The sequence below is a fragment of the Pseudomonas sp. TWP3-1 genome (assembly GCF_049896625.1).
GTDB lineage: Bacteria > Pseudomonadota > Gammaproteobacteria > Pseudomonadales > Pseudomonadaceae > Aquipseudomonas.
Window position 1 is genome coordinate 147,862 of the sequence record NZ_JAFCUQ010000005.1, and the last position, 15,089, is coordinate 162,950.

15 protein-coding genes and 1 pseudogene are annotated in these 15,089 nt (G+C 57.0%); 1 reads left to right on the forward strand and 15 read right to left on the reverse strand.

Translation table 11 applies throughout. The features are described 5' to 3' along the window. Window positions 1-5 precede the first annotated feature (5 nt). From ACP7BN_RS09490 to ACP7BN_RS09500, 3 genes and pseudogenes are all read right to left on the reverse strand, one after another. Entirely contained in the window at window positions 6-398 is a 393-nt protein-coding gene (locus ACP7BN_RS09490) for a TauD/TfdA family dioxygenase (protein ID WP_426203523.1), read from the reverse strand. A 395-nt stretch (window positions 399-793) separates the two neighbouring features. After that, the gene (locus ACP7BN_RS09495) at window positions 794-1,996 is read right to left on the reverse strand and encodes an MFS transporter (protein WP_420649398.1); all 1,203 of its coding nucleotides are present in this window, start codon (window positions 1,994-1,996) and stop codon (window positions 794-796) included. 56 nt (window positions 1,997-2,052) lie between these two features. Continuing rightward, window positions 2,053-2,544 (reverse strand): annotated as a pseudogene (locus tag ACP7BN_RS09500) (asparagine synthase-related protein); the annotation flags it as partial. Window positions 2,545-2,740: 196 nt separating this feature from the next. On the opposite strand from ACP7BN_RS09500, the gene ACP7BN_RS09505 reads away from it, so the two are divergent. Beyond that, window positions 2,741-3,604: a helix-turn-helix transcriptional regulator gene (locus ACP7BN_RS09505; protein WP_426203525.1), complete on the forward strand. Its 864-nt coding sequence runs from the start codon at window positions 2,741-2,743 to the stop codon at window positions 3,602-3,604. A gap of 118 nt (window positions 3,605-3,722) precedes the next feature. Here the strand turns inward: ACP7BN_RS09505 and glmS are convergent, their stop codons facing one another. The 12 genes from glmS to ACP7BN_RS09565 form a co-directional block, all read right to left on the reverse strand. After that, complete coding sequence (glmS, locus tag ACP7BN_RS09510) at window positions 3,723-5,555, reverse strand: glutamine--fructose-6-phosphate transaminase (isomerizing) (protein WP_420650092.1); 1,833 nt, start codon at window positions 5,553-5,555, stop codon at window positions 3,723-3,725. 2 nt (window positions 5,556-5,557) lie between these two features. After that, window positions 5,558-6,334, reverse strand: a complete 777-nt coding sequence (locus ACP7BN_RS09515) for a DeoR/GlpR family DNA-binding transcription regulator (RefSeq protein ID WP_426203528.1) — start codon at window positions 6,332-6,334, stop codon at window positions 5,558-5,560. Window positions 6,335-6,467: 133 nt separating this feature from the next. After that, a complete protein-coding gene (glmU, locus tag ACP7BN_RS09520) occupies window positions 6,468-7,835 on the reverse strand; it encodes a bifunctional UDP-N-acetylglucosamine diphosphorylase/glucosamine-1-phosphate N-acetyltransferase GlmU (protein WP_426203530.1) in 1,368 nt (455 codons plus the stop codon). Window positions 7,836-7,953: 118 nt separating this feature from the next. After that, window positions 7,954-8,379, reverse strand: a complete 426-nt coding sequence (locus ACP7BN_RS09525; RefSeq protein ID WP_420650089.1) for a F0F1 ATP synthase subunit epsilon — start codon at window positions 8,377-8,379, stop codon at window positions 7,954-7,956. Between the two features lie 45 nt (window positions 8,380-8,424). Next, window positions 8,425-9,804 (reverse strand): F0F1 ATP synthase subunit beta, encoded by a 1,380-nt coding sequence (gene atpD / locus ACP7BN_RS09530; RefSeq protein WP_042556890.1) that lies wholly within the window; start codon window positions 9,802-9,804, stop codon window positions 8,425-8,427. Between the two features lie 27 nt (window positions 9,805-9,831). Next, a complete protein-coding gene (atpG, locus tag ACP7BN_RS09535) occupies window positions 9,832-10,692 on the reverse strand; it encodes a F0F1 ATP synthase subunit gamma (RefSeq protein ID WP_420650088.1) in 861 nt (286 codons plus the stop codon). Window positions 10,693-10,742: 50 nt separating this feature from the next. Beyond that, the gene (gene atpA, locus ACP7BN_RS09540) at window positions 10,743-12,287 is read right to left on the reverse strand and encodes a F0F1 ATP synthase subunit alpha (RefSeq protein ID WP_158830525.1); all 1,545 of its coding nucleotides are present in this window, start codon (window positions 12,285-12,287) and stop codon (window positions 10,743-10,745) included. A gap of 21 nt (window positions 12,288-12,308) precedes the next feature. Then, a complete protein-coding gene (locus ACP7BN_RS09545) occupies window positions 12,309-12,845 on the reverse strand; it encodes a F0F1 ATP synthase subunit delta (RefSeq protein ID WP_426203532.1) in 537 nt (178 codons plus the stop codon). Window positions 12,846-12,857: 12 nt separating this feature from the next. Beyond that, on the reverse strand, window positions 12,858-13,328 hold the full coding sequence (locus tag ACP7BN_RS09550) for a F0F1 ATP synthase subunit B (RefSeq protein ID WP_420650086.1): 471 nt from the start codon (window positions 13,326-13,328) through the stop codon (window positions 12,858-12,860). Between the two features lie 58 nt (window positions 13,329-13,386). Beyond that, window positions 13,387-13,644, reverse strand: coding sequence for a F0F1 ATP synthase subunit C (gene atpE, locus ACP7BN_RS09555; protein ID WP_003097235.1), 258 nt, complete (start codon window positions 13,642-13,644; stop codon window positions 13,387-13,389). Window positions 13,645-13,778: 134 nt separating this feature from the next. Beyond that, a complete protein-coding gene (atpB, locus tag ACP7BN_RS09560) occupies window positions 13,779-14,648 on the reverse strand; it encodes a F0F1 ATP synthase subunit A (protein WP_420650085.1) in 870 nt (289 codons plus the stop codon). A 16-nt stretch (window positions 14,649-14,664) separates the two neighbouring features. Then, window positions 14,665-15,072, reverse strand: coding sequence for a F0F1 ATP synthase subunit I (locus ACP7BN_RS09565; RefSeq protein WP_420650084.1), 408 nt, complete (start codon window positions 15,070-15,072; stop codon window positions 14,665-14,667). Window positions 15,073-15,089 lie beyond the last annotated feature (17 nt).

Genomic DNA, 15,089 nt, shown 5'->3' on the forward strand with positions numbered 1-15,089 from the left:
TGAATTCAGTGCGCGGTGGGGAAAAAGATGCGCGGGCCGTTCTTTTTAAAGGTCCGGAAATTCCACAAGTTATTAGTCAGAAACACCCGTTGAACCCAGCGCCAGGCTTGACCATTTGGGTCAAAGCCGGGAGTGAACCTGTCACGCGAGTGCAGGGTGAATCGATTATTTACGTAGACCAACTTGCCCGGCTGTATATCAACGCCGTGTGCAACCTGTTTCAGCGCGTGATAAAACTTTGCATAGGCATTCTTTGCTGCATCGTCGACAGGAATGACCATGTCCGGATAAAACGCCGCAGTTACCCGAGGCAGTTCGGTCAAACGCCACCAATACATTTTCCGAGAGATAACCGTTTTTGAAACCCAGACTGTCTGCATCTCGCTGCGGACTTCCACTGGCCTGATCCACTGGCAGATTCTCGAATACGCAGAAAGACGCGTCGTCACTTTTAAGTGATTCAAGTTTTGCCAGTAAACGTTCCGGAAATACTCGATAAGCCGTTGTGCGGATCTTCTGGATGGAATTGCAATCGCCTGTAGGCTCGTAGCAAATATCCACCAGGGCGTCGCGAATTGCTTCTTTCTCAACATCAGTCAAACAAAAAACATGGGCAACGCCACATGACTCTTCCATGAATTCACCTCCACGATATAACTTGTATAAGTAGTTATGGTTTCGGCTATTTATATGAATGCGCGCGCACCCATGCACAACGCCAGGTAATTCCAGACGGCACGCAATCAAAGTGCCGATCACTCGGCACTTTGATGCAACAGCAGACTATGGGTCGTTACTGTACGGAAACGCCTGCAGAGCAGTTGTCGGCGAGTACTTTCCTGTTGCGTAACTGCAGAATCTGCAAGAGGGTGGCGGCGACCGATACCGCGCCTGCGCTGATAGCCAATGTCCAGCCCGGCATTTGCAGGAGCAGGATGAATCCCCCGGCTGCGGCCCCCAATGCGCTGCCCAGATAGAGCGCCGATTCATTCAGAGCAACGGCAAGATTGCCGTCACCTTTATGGTCGCGTGCTGCAATCAGCTCATTATTCTGCGGCACTTGCAGCGCCCAGCCGACGGCCCCCCATATAGCAATCGGGATCATTGCCAGCCAAGGCGTTACCGCAGCGGCTGCCGGCAGCGCGAACAATGCGACGCTGAGAATGACCAGAATCAGAAACGTGAGCATCGGTCCCTTGATACGATCAGCCAGAGGGCCAACAAGGAAACTGCCGACGACACCGCCCAGTCCCCACACCCAGAGATACGGCGTTATATTTTGCACCGCGCCATATTCAGGATCGGCCATCAGCGGAACCATAAAGGTGTACATGCCCAGACTGGCGACTGCCGCCAGAAGCGAAACCATCAGAATGGTCAGCACATTCCTGTCTGCCAGCAGGGCAAGCTTGCGACTCATCGGCATCACTGGACCTGCGGGAATCGCAGGCAGTTTGAAGATCAGACCCAACCACGAAATCAGCCCGAGGAAGGCCACCAGCCACAGTGCCATCTGCCAGCCAAATTGCTCGGCGAGCAGCAGGCTGACTGGTACCCCGAGGACTGTCCCGCTGGCCATGCCACCCATGATCACGGCGATGGCTTTGCCACGTTTTTCCGGTGCTGATACTGCCGCCGATGCAGCGATTCCGGTGGCGAGGTAAACACCTGCGCCGATGCCTGCCACCGCTCTGCAAACCAGCAGTGCTGCGAAGTTATCGACCAGGGCACTTGCCACGTTAGCGATAACGAACAGTGCCAAAGCGACCAGTAGGCCAAGCCGCTGTCGCTTGGCCGGCAGTATCGCAACGAACACAGGCGAGCCAATGCCATAAGCCAGGGTAAACGCGGTGACCAGTTGCGCAGCGACGGCAACTTGTACATCAAACGCATGCTCGATCATCGGGATCAGGCCAGCGGTTACATATGACGCCATCCCTAGCGCAAAGGCGCCAATGGCAATCAGGTACACGGGTGCCGGAATTGTCTTGGACATTACTTTCTCCTTTTTACGACGCGCGGGGGCGCTGCAACAGCCACCCCCGCGCTTCATCAGATCACCAGGTTCACGTCATACTCGGTGAGCCATGCATTGAGTCCCACCGCCAGCTCCATGCCCATGCGATCGTACATAGGAGAGTTGCTGCCCAGTTGGCGCGTAAGGGTGTCACTGACTTGCTGGCTGTCGAGCAGTGCGCGAACCGGCGCATTGGGATCAGCCATGATGGCGGCCAGATCCGCCCGCAGAACGGCCTCATAAGCTGGGTCTTGCGTGGACGGGTACGGACTCTTCACACGATCGGAAATCGAGGCGGGAAGCAGATCCCGGGTCGCTGCGCGTAAAACGCTCTTCTCGCGGCCGTCAAAAGCCTTGATCGCCCACGGGATGTTGAAGGCATATTCAACCAGTCGGTGATCGCAGAACGGCACTCGAACTTCGAGGCCGACAGCCATGCTCATGCGATCCTTGCGGTCGAGCAAGGTCTGCACGAAGCGTGTCAGGTTTACGTGGGTCATCTCGCGCATGCGCCGATCGGTTGCCGATATTGCCCAGTGGTGCGCAGGGTCTCGAGCTTATCCTGCAAAAGTGCCTGATACATCCGTTCTACTCCTTGGCATAGAACCCGCGATAATCCAGTGCGGACGAATTGGCCCTGTGTCCGGGCAACGCGGATTCTTTAGCAAGCTAATAGTCCGTACAATGGCCACTGCTTATGGTGTTACAAGGAGTAACTGGATAATGGAAAGGATTCTGGATCGCACTCGGCAGGACCTCGCTGATTTTTTGCGCAGTCGCCGCGAGCGTATATCGCCAGCAGAAGCTGGGTTACCTCCGAGTGGCAGACGCAGGACACCCGGGCTACGTCGTGAAGAAGTAGCGGCGTTGGCAGGTGTTGGAGTGTCCTGGTACACATGGCTCGAACAGGGCCGCGACATCGGTGTGTCACCCGCCTTTCTGGACAATCTGTGCCGAGTACTGAAGCTCAGCGCAATCGAGCGCCGACACCTTTACCTCCTCTCCCATCAGCGTCCACCGGCCGAGGAAGGCAAGACATGGTGCGTTGTGCCCAAGATTGTCCACCGCTTGATGGCGGATATGCCCCTTCGACCGGCTTATGTATTGAATCTTCGTTGGGATGTTCTGGCCTGGAACTGCGCGGCTGATCGAATCTTCAGGTTTTCAGATAAATCACCCGAGCAACGCAACATGTTGTGGATGCTGTTTACCGATCCGCACACGCGATCACTGTTCTGCCCTTGGGACGACCAAGTGATCCAGATGCTTTCGAGTTTTCGCAGGGAGTATGTGCACGCGTCCAAGGACAGCGACATTGCTTCGCTCGTAAGTGAGCTTGAAAACGTCAGTGCAGAATTCAAGGGCTGGTGGTCAAGGCAGGACATCCACGGCCCCTGCCAAGGTATTCGGCATTTGTCGATTGAGTCATTCGGCAATATCACGTTGGAACACACCACATTGACGATCGATATCGAACGGCACTTGCGCCTGGTCTACTACGCGCCGATAGCTAAGGGACAATCTCTGATTGAGTTTGAGAGCTGGCTTGAAGGAGCAATCACAGGCCCACTAGTCGAGATTTCATAACGCTTACGCTCATCTGCCGTGCACAGAGCCACGACGGTGACACGCAAATGAAAAAGCCCCTGACGTCAGGGGCTTTTTTGGTTGTCGCACAGTTCGAACCATTCGCTCTGTGGATAACTTATTCCACAGTGACCGATTTCGCCAAGTTACGTGGCTGATCCACGTCAGTGCCTTTGAGCACAGCGACGTAGTACGACAACAGTTGCAGCGGAATGGTGTAGAGGATCGGCGACAGGATGTCGTGGATGTGCGGCATCTGCACCACGTGCGTGCCTTCGCCGTTGGTCATCCCGGCCTTCTCGTCGGCGAACACAATCAGTTCGCCGCCACGCGCGCGGACTTCCTGCAGGTTGGATTTGAGCTTCTCCAGCAGTTCGTTGTTCGGCGCGACAGTGACCACCGGCATGTCGTTATCCACAAGCGCCAGCGGGCCATGCTTGAGTTCGCCGGCCGGGTAGGCTTCGGCGTGGATATAGGAGATTTCCTTGAGCTTCAAGGCACCTTCCATCGCTACCGGGAATTGCGCGCCACGACCGAGGAACAGCGTGTGGTTCTTCTCGGCGAACAGCTCGGCGATTTTTTCCACGGTGCTGTCCATCGCCAACGCTTCACCGAGGCGAGTCGGCAGACGGCGCAGTTCTTCTACCAGGCGGGCTTCAACGCCCTCGGCGAGCGTGCCGCGCACTTGGCCCAGGGACAGAGTCAGTAACAGCAGACCGACCAGTTGCGTGGTGAAGGCTTTGGTCGAGGCCACGCCGATTTCGCGACCGGCCTGAGTCAGCAGGGTCAGGTCGGATTCACGCACCAGCGAGCTGATGCCGACGTTGCAGATGGCTAGGCTGGCGAGGAAACCCAGTTCCTTGGCGTTGCGCAGTGCAGCCAGGGTGTCAGCGGTTTCGCCGGACTGCGAGATGGTCACGAACAGCGTGTCCGGCTGCACCACGACTTTGCGATAGCGGAATTCACTGGCGACTTCGACCTGGCACGGGATGCCGGCCAGCTCTTCGAGCCAGTAACGCGCAACCATGCCCGCGTGGTAGCTGGTGCCGCAGGCGACGATCTGCACGTTGCGTACTTTGGCAAACAGCTCGGCAGCCTGCGGGCCGAAGGCTTGCACCAGTACCTGATTGTGGCTGAGGCGACCTTCGAGGGTGCGCTGGACCACGGTCGGTTGCTCGTGGATTTCCTTGAGCATGTAGTGGCGATACTCGCCCTTGTCGGCAGCTTCGGCGCCGTCGGTGTACTGCACGGTTTGACGCTCGACGGCCACGCCGTTGACGTCCCAGATCTGCACCTTGTCACGCTGGATTTCGGCGATGTCGCCCTCTTCCAGGTACATGAAACGGTCGGTGACCTGACGCAGCGCCAGTTGATCGGATGCAAGGAAGTTCTCGCCCAGACCCAGGCCGATCACCAGTGGACTGCCACTGCGCGCGGCAATCAGGCGATCCGGCTGCTGCGCGCTGATCACGGCCAGGCCATAAGCACCATGCAGTTCCTTGACGGTCGCCTTGAGGGCAACGGTCAGATCGTGCAAATCCTTGAGCTTGTGATTGAGCAGGTGGGCGATGACTTCGGTGTCGGTATCGGAGGTGAACACATAGCCCAGCGCCTTCAGTTGCTCGCGCAGCGCTTCGTGGTTTTCGATGATGCCGTTGTGCACCACCGCGATGCCTTCGGAAAACATCGGGTGGGCGTTGCGCTCGCACGGCGCGCCGTGGGTTGCCCAACGTGTATGGGCAATGCCCAGACGACCGACCAGCGGGTGTTCGGCCAGAGCGGTTTCCAGCTCGCTGACCTTGCCCGGGCGACGCATGCGCTCAAGGGTCTGGTCGTTGGTGTAGACCGCCACACCGGCGCTGTCATAGCCGCGGTATTCGAGGCGCTTGAGGCCTTCGAGCAGGATGGCGGTAATATTACGTTCAGCAACGGCGCCGACAATTCCACACATGCTTATTTCTCCTGACTGACAGCCGCGCAAATCAGATTGATACCGCGGGCCTGAATCTGATCGCGTGCCTCTTGGGGCAAGCGCTCATCGGTGATTAGGGTATGGACGCTGCTCCATGGCAGCTCCAGATTGGGAATCTTGCGGCCGATCTTGTCGGCCTCGACCATCACGATCACTTCCCGCGCTACATCCGCCATCACCCGGCTCAGGCCAAGCAATTCGTTGAACGTGGTGGTACCACGCACCAGGTCGATGCCATCGGCACCGATAAACAACTGGTCGAAGTCGTAAGAGCGTAGTACCTGCTCGGCGACCTGGCCCTGGAACGATTCCGAGTGCGGATCCCAGGTGCCGCCGGTCATCAACAGAACAGGCTCGTGTTCGAGTTCGCTCAAGGCGTTGGCGACGTGCAGGGAGTTGGTCATGACCACCAGTCCCGGCTGCTGGCCGAGTTCTGGAATCATCGCGGCGGTGGTGCTGCCGCTGTCGATGATGATGCGCGCGTGCTCGCGAATGCGCGTCACGGCAGCGCGGGCAATCGCCTGTTTGTGTTTGGAGACTACTTGGCTGGTGTCTGCGACCAGTTCCTGCGGCAGGGTAATCGCCCCGCCGTAACGGCGTAACAACAGACCATGACTTTCCAGCGCAGCGAGATCCTTGCGAATCGTGACTTCCGAAGTTTCGAAGCGCTTGGCCAACTCGTCCACGCTGACTTCACCCTGTTCATTGAGCAAAGCGAGAATATTGCGGCGACGTTGCGGTGTATTGCGTTTCGACATGGGAGCCTAAGTTTCGATTCGAAAGATAACGTAAGCAATCAAAACCTATTGGCCGGAAATCGTCAAGCCGCGGGCAAAAAAAAGATCGTCCGTTACCGGACGATCTTTTTATCTTCAAGCCGTTGTGGATAACTCAACTCTTTTTGATCTTCTCTGGCCGCTTCCAGCCATCGATGTTCTTCTGCCGCGCGCGGCCTACCGCCAACTGTGCTTTATCCACATTCTGGGTAATGGTCGAACCCGCCGCAGTGGTCGCACCAGCAGAGATATCCACAGGCGCTACCAGCGAATTGTTGGAACCGATGAATACATCTTCACCCAACACGGTTTTCCACTTGTTGGCGCCATCGTAGTTGCAAGTGATGGTGCCAGCGCCAATGTTGGTGCGCGCGCCGATTTCGGCGTCACCCAAGTACGTGAGATGTCCGGCCTTGGCGCCCTCGCCCATGTGGGAGTTCTTCAGTTCGACAAAGTTACCCACATGCGCGCGAGCTTCGAGCACTGTGCCCGGACGCAAACGCGCGAACGGGCCAGCGTCGCTACCTTCGCCCATAATCGCGCCTTCAATGTGACTATTGGCCTTGATCACCACGCCTTTGCGCAGGGTGCTGTCCTTGATCACGCAGTTCGGGCCGATCACCACGTCGTCTTCAATGACAACCTTGCCTTCGAGAATCACGTTGATGTCGATCATTACGTCGCGACCAACGGTCACTTCACCGCGTACGTCGAAGCGAGCCGGATCGCGCAAAGTCACGCCTTGGGCCATCAGGCGGCGGCCAGCACGCAATTGGTAATGGCGCTCCAGTTCGGCGAGCTGCTTGCGATCATTGGCGCCCTGCACTTCCATTGGATCGTGAGGTTGCTCAGTCGCGACAACCAAGCCGTCGCTGACCGCCATTTCGATCACGTCGGTCAGGTAGTACTCACCCTGAACGTTGTTGTTCGACAGGCGACCCATCCAGTCAGCCAAGTGAGCGGCAGGCACTGCAAGAATGCCGGTGTTGCCTTCAGTGATCGCGCGCTGTGCTTCGCTGGCGTCCTTGTGCTCGACAATCGCCGCGACCTTGCCGTCGGCATCGCGCACGATGCGGCCATAACCGGTCGGGTCATCGAGTTCGACGGTCAGCAAGCCCATCTGCCCCGGAACGACTTGCTTGAGCAGGCGTTGCAGGGTTTCGACTTCGATCAGCGGCACGTCGCCGTAGAGGATCAATACTGTGTCAGCGGTGATAAACGGCACGGCCTGGGCGGTGGCATGGCCAGTGCCGAGTTGTTTATCCTGCAGCACGAAATTCAGATCGTCAGCCACCAGGCGTTCTCGCACGGCGTCGGCGCCATGGCCGATCACCACATGAATCCGCTGCGGATCGAGTTGACGGGCGCTGTGGATAACATGGCCAAGCATGGAGTTGCCAGCAATCGGGTGCAGCACTTTCGGCAGTGCCGAACGCATACGGGTGCCTTGACCGGCCGCGAGGATTACAATTTCGAGAGACATGACTGGCTACCAATCCTGGGTGGTCAGCAACTGCGACCGGGTTTTGGGAATTCGGAAAAGAAAAAAGGGTAGCCGAGGCTACCCTTTTTAATCAATCGCACAACAAGCGGCTGACGGATTAACCGCCAAACTTCTTGCGGATCTGCTGGACGGTACGCAGCTGAGCTGCGGCCTCGGCCAGACGAGCGGCAGCGGAGCCGTAATCGAACTCCGAACCTTTTTCATGCAAGGCCTTCTCGGCAGCCTTAACGGCTTCCAGAGCGGAGGCTTCATCCAGGTCGGCTGCGCGTTGCACGGTGTCGGCAAGAACCTTGACCATGTTCGGCTGAACCTCGAGGAAACCACCGGAGATGTAAAACACCTCGGCTTCCCCGCCCTGCTTGATCAGGCGGATAGGACCCGGCTTGAGATTAGTGATCAGCGGCGCGTGGCCCAGAGCGATACCAAGATCACCCAGTGCACCGTGCGCAATCACCATCTCGACCAGGCCGGAAAAGATTTCTCCTTCCGCGCTGACGATATCGCAATGGACTGTCATAGCCATCTGATTGCCTCAACCTAAATTAGCGCCCGTTGCCGGGCGCCGGGATTACAGTTTCTTGGCTTTCTCGATCGCTTCTTCGATGCCGCCAACCATGTAGAACGCTTGTTCTGGCAGGTGGTCGTAGTCACCGTTGAGGATGCCTTTGAAGCCAGCAATGGTGTCTTTCAGGGAAACGTATTTACCCGAAGCACCGGTGAAGACTTCAGCCACGAAGAACGGCTGCGACAAGAAGCGCTGGATCTTACGAGCACGGTTAACCAACTGTTTGTCGGCTTCCGAAAGTTCGTCCATACCCAGGATCGCGATGATGTCTTTCAGCTCTTTGTAACGTTGCAGAACGTACTGGACGCCGCGAGCGGTGTCGTAGTGGTCCTGGCCGATTACGTTCGGATCCAGCTGGCGCGAAGTCGAGTCAAGTGGATCGACCGCCGGGTAGATACCCAGGGAAGCGATGTCACGGGACAGAACGACGGTGGCGTCCAAGTGGGCGAAGGTGGTCGCTGGCGACGGGTCGGTCAAGTCATCCGCAGGTACGTATACCGCCTGGATCGAAGTGATCGAACCTTCCTTGGTCGAAGTGATACGTTCTTGCAGAACGCCCATCTCTTCAGCCAGGGTCGGCTGGTAACCTACTGCGGAAGGCATACGGCCCAGCAGTGCGGATACTTCAGTACCGGCCAGGGTGTAACGATAGATGTTGTCGACGAACAGCAGAACGTCGTTACCTTCGTCACGGAACTTCTCGGCCATGGTCAGGCCAGTCAGTGCTACGCGCAGACGGTTACCCGGCGGCTCGTTCATCTGACCGTAAACCAGTGCCACTTTGTCCAGAACGTTGGAGTCCTTCATCTCGTGGTAGAAGTCGTTACCCTCACGGGTACGCTCGCCCACACCAGCGAACACGGAATAACCGCTGTGCTCGATGGCGATGTTACGGATCAGTTCCATCATGTTTACGGTTTTGCCTACACCGGCACCACCGAACAGACCGACTTTACCGCCTTTGGCAAACGGGCAAACCAGGTCGATAACCTTGATGCCGGTTTCCAGCAGGTCGTTGCCGCCTGCCTGTTCAGCGAACGAAGGTGCCGGACGGTGAATGCCCCAGCGCTCTTCGGTGTCGATCGGGCCAGCTTCGTCGATCGGGTTACCGAGGACGTCCATGATACGGCCCAGAGTCGCTTTACCGACCGGTACGGAGATGGCTGCGCCAGAGTCGGTGACTTCCAGACCGCGCTTCAAGCCTTCGGTGGAACCCATCGCAATGGTACGAACCACGCCGTCGCCCAGCTGCTGCTGAACTTCCAGAGTGGTGCCGGCATCGCTTTGTACTTTCAAAGCGTTGTAGATGCTCGGTACGCTGTCGCGTGGAAATTCCACGTCGATAACGGCGCCGATGATTTGAACGATACGTCCGCTACTCATAGCTGGATCCTCTGAATATTTGAACCGTTAAACCGCGGCAGCGCCGCCGACGATTTCCGAGATCTCTTGGGTGATCGCAGCCTGACGCGCCTTGTTGTAGATCAGCTGCAAATCGCTGATCAAATCACCGGCGTTGTCGGTAGCGTTCTTCATCGCGATCATCCGCGCAGCTTGTTCAGCCGCGTTGTTCTCGACCACCGCCTGGTAGACCTGCGACTCGACGTAACGGACCATCAAGCCGTCAAGCAGCTCTTTGGCATCCGGTTCGTAGAGATAGTCCCAGTGGTGCTTGAGTTCTTGATCCGGGGTCGCCACCAATGGAATCAACTGCTCCACGGTAGGCTGTTGCGTCATGGTGTTGATGAACTTGTTGGACACCACGGACAGGCGATCAATACGGCCATCCAGGTAGGCATCCAGCATCACCTTGACGCTGCCGATCAGATCATTGATCGACGGCTCTTCACCCAGGTGGCTGATAGCTGCAACGACGTTACCGCCGAAGTTGCGGAAAAAGGCCGCACCCTTGCTACCAACTACGCACAGATCAATCTCGACGCCGTTATCGCGGTTTACCGCCATGTCCTTGACCAAGGCCTTGAACAGGTTGGTGTTCAAGCCGCCGCACAGACCACGGTCACTGCTCACTACGACATAACCGACACGCTTTACTTCGCGGTCGATCATGAACGGGTGGCGGTATTCCGGGTTGGCGTTGGCCAGATGCCCAATAACCTGGCGGATGCGCTCCGCATAAGGACGGCTAGCAGCCATGCGCATTTGTGCCTTGCGCATTTTGCTGACCGCCACTTTTTCCATGGCGCTGGTAATCTTTTGCGTGCTTTTGATGCTCGCAATCTTACTGCGAATCTCTTTTGCGCCTGCCATGTAACACCTATCAGGTTAGCAAGCGGGAGCCTCGCGGCTCCCGCTGCGGCTTACCAGGTTTGGGTGGCCTTGAACTTCTCGATACCGGCTTTCATGCCAGCGTCGATTTCGTCATTGAAGTCACCCTTCACGTTGATCTTCGCCATCAAATCGGCGTGATCGCGGTTGAAGAAAGCAATCAGCGCTTGCTCGAAGCTGCCGATCTTGGCGATTTCAACGTCAGTCAGGAACCCACGCTCAGCGGCATACAGCGACAGCGCCATGTCAGCGATCGACATTGGTGCGTATTGCTTCTGCTTCATCAGCTCGGTAACGCGCTGACCATGCTCAAGTTGCTTGCGGGTCGCTTCGTCCAGGTCAGAAGCGAACTGGGCGAATGCCGCCAGTTCACGGTACTGAGCCAGAGCGGTACGGATACCACCGGAGAGCTTCTTGATGATCTTGGTCTGCGCGGCACCACCCACACGGGATACCGAAACACCGGCGTTCACTGCAGGACGGATCCCGGAGTTGAACATGGCCGATTCCAGGAAGATCTGACCGTCGGTGATGGAAATCACGTTGGTCGGAACGAACGCGGAAACGTCGCCAGCCTGGGTTTCGATGATCGGCAGTGCGGTCAGGGAACCGGTTTTGCCGGTCACTGCGCCGTTGGTGAACTTCTCTACGTATTCTTCCGAAACGCGGGATGCGCGCTCCAGCAGACGGGAGTGGAGATAGAACACGTCGCCTGGATAAGCTTCACGGCCTGGTGGACGGCGCAGCAGCAGGGAAATCTGGCGGTAAGCCACTGCTTGCTTGGACAGATCGTCATAAACGATCAGCGCGTCTTCACCGCGGTCGCGGAAGAATTCACCCATGGTGCAACCGGAGTACGGTGCCAGGAATTGCAGCGCAGGAGATTCCGAAGCACTGGCAGCCACGATGATCGTGTTGGCCAGGGCGCCGTTTTCTTCCAGCTTGCGAACCACGTTGGCGATGGTCGATTGCTTCTGACCGATAGCTACGTAGACGCAGAAAATGCCGCTGTCTTTCTGGTTGATGATCGCGTCGATGGCCAGAGCGGTTTTACCGATCTGACGGTCACCGATGATCAGCTCACGCTGGCCACGGCCGACAGGAATCATGGCATCGACAGCCTTGTAGCCAGTCTGTACAGGCTGGTCTACCGACTTACGCCAGATCACGCCCGGAGCAACTTTCTCGACCGCGTCGGTCTCGGTGTTGCCCAGTGGACCTTTACCGTCAACAGGGTTACCCAGTGCGTCGACTACGCGACCCAGCAGTTCCTTACCAACCGGAACTTCGAGGATGCGGCCAGTGCACTTGGCGCTCATGCCTTCGGCAAGAGACTGGTAAGCGCCCAATACAACGGCACCTACGGAGTCTTGCTCCAGGTTGAGGGCCATACCGTAGACGCCGCCCGGAAACTCGATCATCTCGCCGTACATTACGTCGGCCAGACCGTGAATCCGCACGATGCCGTCAGATACGCTGACGACAGTGCCTTCGTTACGGGCTTGGGAGGTCACATCGAGCTTGTCGATGCGGCCCTTGATAATTTCACTTATTTCGGAAGGATTGAGTTGCTGCATTGCTCTGCTGCCCCTTCAAACTCAAGATTTCAATGCTTCGGCAAGTTTCGCGAGTTTGCCGCGAATCGAGCCATCGATAACCAGGTCGCCGGCGCGGATGACAACACCCCCAATAAGGGCTTTGTCTTCCTCGACTTGCAGGCGCACTTCCCGGTTGAGTCGTGCACTGAGAACCTTGGCGAGTTTGTCTTGCTGATCTTGGTTCAATGCAAAAGCACTGGTCACTTCAACGTCTACCGATTTCTCTTGTTCGGCCTTGTACAGGTCGAAAAGAGCGGCGATCTCCGGCAGAAGCGGGAGACGGTCGTTTTCGGCAACGACGTTGATGAAGTTCTGTGCCTTCACATCAAACTTGTCGCCGCACACGTCAATAAACGTGGCGGCCTTTTCTGCGCTCGTCAGTCGCGGGGCCTTGAGCACGCGCTGCATGGTGTCGTCTTGCGACACCGCTGCAGCCAGGCCGAGCATGGCTGACCAATTGGCCAGTTGCTGGTGGGCCTGAGCGTGCTCGAAGGCCGCCTTAGCGTAAGGTCGGGCCAACGTGGTCAGTTCTGCCATGATCGCCCTCGCTTAGATTTCAGCAGCCAGTTGGTTAACCAGCTCTGCGTGCGCGTTTTGATCGATTGTGGCACCCAGGATCTTTTCAGCGCCGCCGACTGCCAGCAAGCCCACTTGGGCACGCAGAGCGTCTTTGACACTGTTGATTTCCTGTTCGATCTCGGCCTGAGCCTGAACCTTCACACGGTCAGCGTCGATACGGGCTTTTTCAACAGCCTCTTCAACAATCTGATTACCGCGTTTCTTGGCTTGCTCAATGATTTCAGCTGCCTGAGCTTTCGCTTCACGCAGGTGCTGACCCGCTTTTTCTTGGGCCAACTCCAGGTCGCGAGCTGCTCGGCTGGCAGCGTCCAGACCATCCGCGATCTTCTTTTGACGTTCGCGCAAAGCGGTAATGACCGGAGGCCATACGAACTTCATGCAGAACAGTACAAAAATCAGGAACGCAACGGACTGGCCAATCAGGGTCGCATTAATGTTCACGCCAACACCTCGCAGTTACGTTGTCCATCACACCAAATTACCCGGAAGATCCGAGTAATCAGCCAGCGATCTGACCAACGAACGGGTTCGCGAAGGTGAAGAACAGCGCGATACCAACACCGATCATGGTTACGGCGTCGAGCAGACCGGCAACGATGAACATTTTAACTTGCAGCATTGGAACCATTTCCGGCTGACGCGCTGCGCCTTCCAGGAACTTGCCGCCCAGCAGGCCGAAACCAATTGCGGTACCCAGTGCGCCCAGGCCGATCAACAGTGCAACAGCGATAGCGGTTAGACCAACTACAGTTTCCATCTTTCCTCCCGACTTTTACGTCGTATGGTTTAGGTTTTTTAGATTAAAGCGGTAAAACAAATCGTTTCATGGTGCCCCGTGAGGAGCCCCCTCCCGTTTGACCGGGAGGGACATCAGACTAGTCGAGACTGGTCTTAATGGTTTTCTTCGTGCGCCATCGACAGGTAGACGATGGTCAACATCATGAAGATGAATGCCTGCAGAGTGATGATCAGGATGTGGAACACAGCCCACGCCCACTGCAGAACAATGCCCAGGCCGCTAAGCCAGAGCAGACCGCTGCCGAACATCACGGCGATCAGAATGAACACCAGCTCGCCGGCATACATGTTGCCGAACAGACGCAGAGCCAGAGAGATCGGTTTAGCGATCAGTGTCACGAATTCCAGCAGGAAGTTCACCGGGATCAGCAGGGCTTGAACGAAGATGTTCTTGCTGCCGAACGGGTGCAGGGTCAGTTCGCCGATGAAGCCGCCGATACCCTTGACCTTGATGCTGTAGAAAATGATCAGTGCGAACACCGACAGCGCCATGCCCAGAGTCGCGTTCGGGTCGGTAGTCGACACGGCGCGGAACGGGATGTGTGCATCGCCGGAGATCAGGATGGCCAACTGAGGAATCCAGTCGACCGGTACCAGGTCGACGGCGTTCATCAGGAACACCCAGACGAAGATGGTCAGTGCCAGCGGTGCAATCACCGGGCTACGGCCATGGAAGCTGTCTTTCACGCTGCCATCGACGAATTCGACCAAAACTTCAACGAAGTTCTGCAAAGCACCTGGCTGACCGGAAGTCGCCTTCTTTGCCGCCATGCGGAAAAGCAGAACGAAGATCAGACCCAAAGCGACCGACCAGCCGAGAGTATCGACGTGGAAAGCCCAGAAGCCCATTTCCTTGGCCTCTGCTGCGGTGTGGGCAAAGCCCCAGCCGCCGGTAGGATGCTGACCGAAAGTCAGGTTCTGCAAGTGGTGCTGGATATAGCCCGAAGCGGTTGTTTCTGCCATGGTTGCCTCAAACGCCCTAAGGTCTCGAAAGTCTTGTTCTCATCAGCAGGGGAGCGAACCAGCTGACTGACTGAGTCAGCACGAAGGCACCGAATACTGCGATCGGCGCCAATGGCTTCACACCTGCAAACACCAGTGCAAACAGCACTGCCGTCAAAATCAGTTTGCCTGCCTCGCCGGCATAAAATGACCGGACGATGGACTGGGCTGCTCGGGCGCCGGAAAACCGAAATGCCTTGTGAGCGAAATATACATTGGGCAGCAAGGCTATCAGGCCTCCGCAAAGTCCCGAGTATCCGGCAACGACTCCATGCCACTGCCAGAACGCCAAAGCGGCAATCAGCAAAACGACAAATTGAGCCATCAACACCGGAAAAACTGCCATGCGATGGAACGGCAGGCGGTTTGGCTTGCGGGTTTCCATCACTTTTGCTCTCCAAT

What these genes read in the sequence shown, in the direction of transcription:
- ACP7BN_RS09495 (WP_420649398.1), bottom strand. Translation starts at nt 1,996, where the DNA reads ATGTCCAAGACAATTCCGGCACCCGTGTACCTGATTGCCATTGGCGCC.
- ACP7BN_RS09505 (WP_426203525.1), top strand. Translation starts at nt 2,741, where the DNA reads ATGGAAAGGATTCTGGATCGCACTCGGCAGGACCTCGCTGATTTTTTG.
- glmS (WP_420650092.1), bottom strand. Translation starts at nt 5,555, where the DNA reads ATGTGTGGAATTGTCGGCGCCGTTGCTGAACGTAATATTACCGCCATC.
- ACP7BN_RS09515 (WP_426203528.1), bottom strand. Translation starts at nt 6,334, where the DNA reads ATGTCGAAACGCAATACACCGCAACGTCGCCGCAATATTCTCGCTTTG.
- glmU (WP_426203530.1), bottom strand. Translation starts at nt 7,835, where the DNA reads ATGTCTCTCGAAATTGTAATCCTCGCGGCCGGTCAAGGCACCCGTATG.
- ACP7BN_RS09525 (WP_420650089.1), bottom strand. Translation starts at nt 8,379, where the DNA reads ATGGCTATGACAGTCCATTGCGATATCGTCAGCGCGGAAGGAGAAATC.
- atpD (WP_042556890.1), bottom strand. Translation starts at nt 9,804, where the DNA reads ATGAGTAGCGGACGTATCGTTCAAATCATCGGCGCCGTTATCGACGTG.
- atpG (WP_420650088.1), bottom strand. Translation starts at nt 10,692, where the DNA reads ATGGCAGGCGCAAAAGAGATTCGCAGTAAGATTGCGAGCATCAAAAGC.
- atpA (WP_158830525.1), bottom strand. Translation starts at nt 12,287, where the DNA reads ATGCAGCAACTCAATCCTTCCGAAATAAGTGAAATTATCAAGGGCCGC.
- ACP7BN_RS09545 (WP_426203532.1), bottom strand. Translation starts at nt 12,845, where the DNA reads ATGGCAGAACTGACCACGTTGGCCCGACCTTACGCTAAGGCGGCCTTC.
- atpE (WP_003097235.1), bottom strand. Translation starts at nt 13,644, where the DNA reads ATGGAAACTGTAGTTGGTCTAACCGCTATCGCTGTTGCACTGTTGATC.
- atpB (WP_420650085.1), bottom strand. Translation starts at nt 14,648, where the DNA reads ATGGCAGAAACAACCGCTTCGGGCTATATCCAGCACCACTTGCAGAAC.
- ACP7BN_RS09565 (WP_420650084.1), bottom strand. Translation starts at nt 15,072, where the DNA reads ATGGAAACCCGCAAGCCAAACCGCCTGCCGTTCCATCGCATGGCAGTT.